This window comes from Camelimonas sp. FR25 (assembly GCF_059740505.1).
The window spans coordinates 1-1,896 of sequence record NZ_JCAWFG010000047.1 but is presented as its reverse complement, the minus strand read 5'-3'; the positions used below and the strand labels follow the sequence as shown (position 1 = coordinate 1,896).

1 protein-coding gene and 2 pseudogenes are annotated in these 1,896 nt (G+C 61.9%); 1 reads left to right on the top strand and 2 read right to left on the bottom strand.

Features of this window, described 5'->3' with window-relative positions:
- Positions 1–71: 71 nt before the first annotated feature.
- Positions 72–509 (bottom strand): IS66-like element accessory protein TnpA, encoded by a 438-nt coding sequence (gene tnpA, locus AC6A67_RS06795; RefSeq protein ID WP_498035796.1) that lies wholly within the window; start codon positions 507–509, stop codon positions 72–74.
- A 41-nt stretch (positions 510–550) separates the two neighbouring features.
- On the opposite strand from tnpA, the pseudogene AC6A67_RS06790 reads away from it, so the two are divergent.
- A pseudogene (locus AC6A67_RS06790) lies at positions 551–778 on the top strand (Tn3 family transposase); the annotation flags it as partial.
- Positions 779–832: 54 nt separating this feature from the next.
- Here AC6A67_RS06790 and AC6A67_RS06785 read toward each other — a convergent pair.
- Positions 833–1,635, bottom strand: a pseudogene (locus AC6A67_RS06785) (IS5 family transposase).
- Between the last annotated feature and the right edge of the window lie 261 nt (positions 1,636–1,896).

The following is a 1,896-nucleotide window of genomic DNA, read 5'->3' as shown; positions in this document are numbered from 1 at the left end:
CGCAAGACCATTCATGCCCTTCCTCATGTCGGTGTGGCCTGCGCAGATCCACACCCGGGCGCCGGCGGGGATCATCGCAGCGCCTGCAGCACGGCCCTGGCCAGCGCTGGCGGGGCTGAAAGGAGGATATCAATCCGAGCTGTGGCAAGGGTGACGGTGATCACAGGCAGACCGTCCGGCCCCGGTGCACTGGTATCTCCCTCAGCAGCCACGGCACAGCTGGAGCCCGTCGCCACCGGCGCGGACCCTTCATCCTCTGTCAGGACAACCGGTACGAACCGCGCCCCTGCCTGCCGGGCCTCGCGGCGCCACTTGTAGATCAGGCTCGTCGTCACATCGAACCGCCGCGCGACCTCCGCGATCACCGCGCCTGGCATGATTGATGCCAGCACAATCTCTTCGCGCTCCGCCTCGCTCCAGCGACGGCGACGTTCGGATCCGGAAAATAACCGCCACTTGCATGATGCTGCGCTCTTAACTGCGTCCTTATGAGCGCAGCTTCGGCGCAAGGCACTGTCACCACAAGGCGGCCTTCACCGGAGGCTTACGCCTCAACCTGCTCATCGCGGCGATCACCTATTGGAACACGATCGACATGGACGCCGCCGCCCAGCATCTGCGATCGGCAGCGGTCCCGGTCCCCGATGATCGGCTTGTCCATACGTCGTCGGTTGGCTGGGAGCATATTGCCTTCTCTGGCGATTTCCTCTGGGATCGTGCAGCCGCTTCCGCTGGCCGCAAGGCCCTCAATCTTCCGCCGGACAGCCGCGCCGCCTAAGCGTTCCTTGGTTGTTCTCCCTCAGAGTCTGATTCAAAATTATCCTATTCGATTTCATGACCTTGCGATGCGTCTGGTGAAGAGCTGGATCGAGGCGATAAACAGCCATGAGGTCGCTGATGCGATGGTCTGCTCGAAATCTTTGGCGAGCCCGCGGTTTCGGTTGAGCCATGCGAAGGTTCTTTCGACGACCCAACACCTTGACAGCACTTCGAAGCCCTTTGCGGCATCGGAGCGTTTTATGATCGCGATCGTCCATCTGCCGAAGCACCGGATGGCCTCCCTGAGTTTGTCGCCGGCATAGCCTCCGTCCGCGAACAGATGGCGTAGCCATGGGAAACGGCGGACAATATCGGCGATTACCAGCGGCGCTCCGTCCCGGTCCTGTATGGCGGCGGAATGGATCACCGCATGGACGAGGTTGCCGTCGGTATCGGTCAGAATGTGCCGCTTGCGCCCTTTGGTCTTCTTACCCGCGTTATAACCACGGGGGCCGCCGCTTTCGGTGGTTTTCACGCTCTGGCTGTCGATCACTCCGGCACATCCGCCTCACGAGCCGCCATCAGCAGGGTGTGATTGAGCGTCAGCCACAGTCCGTCGTCACGCCAGAGGTAGAACCAGCGTCGCACCGTCGATACAGGCGGGAAGCAGGGGGGCAGCATGCGCCAGGGCAGGCCTCCGCGCAGCAGATACAGGAGCGCCTCGACAATGCGCCGCAGCGGCCATTTACGAGGCCGCCCAACGTGCGACGCGGGTGGGAGCAGCGGCTCAAGAACTGCCCACTCGGCATTGGTCAAATCGCTTGGCAAAGCCAGTTCGCTTCGCGCATGAAGGGCGCGAGTGGTGTAAGTCCACATCGTTGATCCAAGGAAGTTTTTGGCGAAACCCGTGAATCAACGACAGGCCAAGCTGGACACCTCGAAAAACGTGCTTATCCGCTCCCGTTGAGTTTTCGAGAGCCTCCCGGAGGCGCCGATTGGCCGCCCTGTTTCGCTTGATTGTCGCCTTTGGACCGTCAAAGGCGGCCTTGAGGCATCATGCGGGCGCACTTCTCCCTTCAAGCCAGGCAAGCCGGGTGAAGTTGTAGGCCAGATTGGCCATGCCGATCTTCAGCCGGG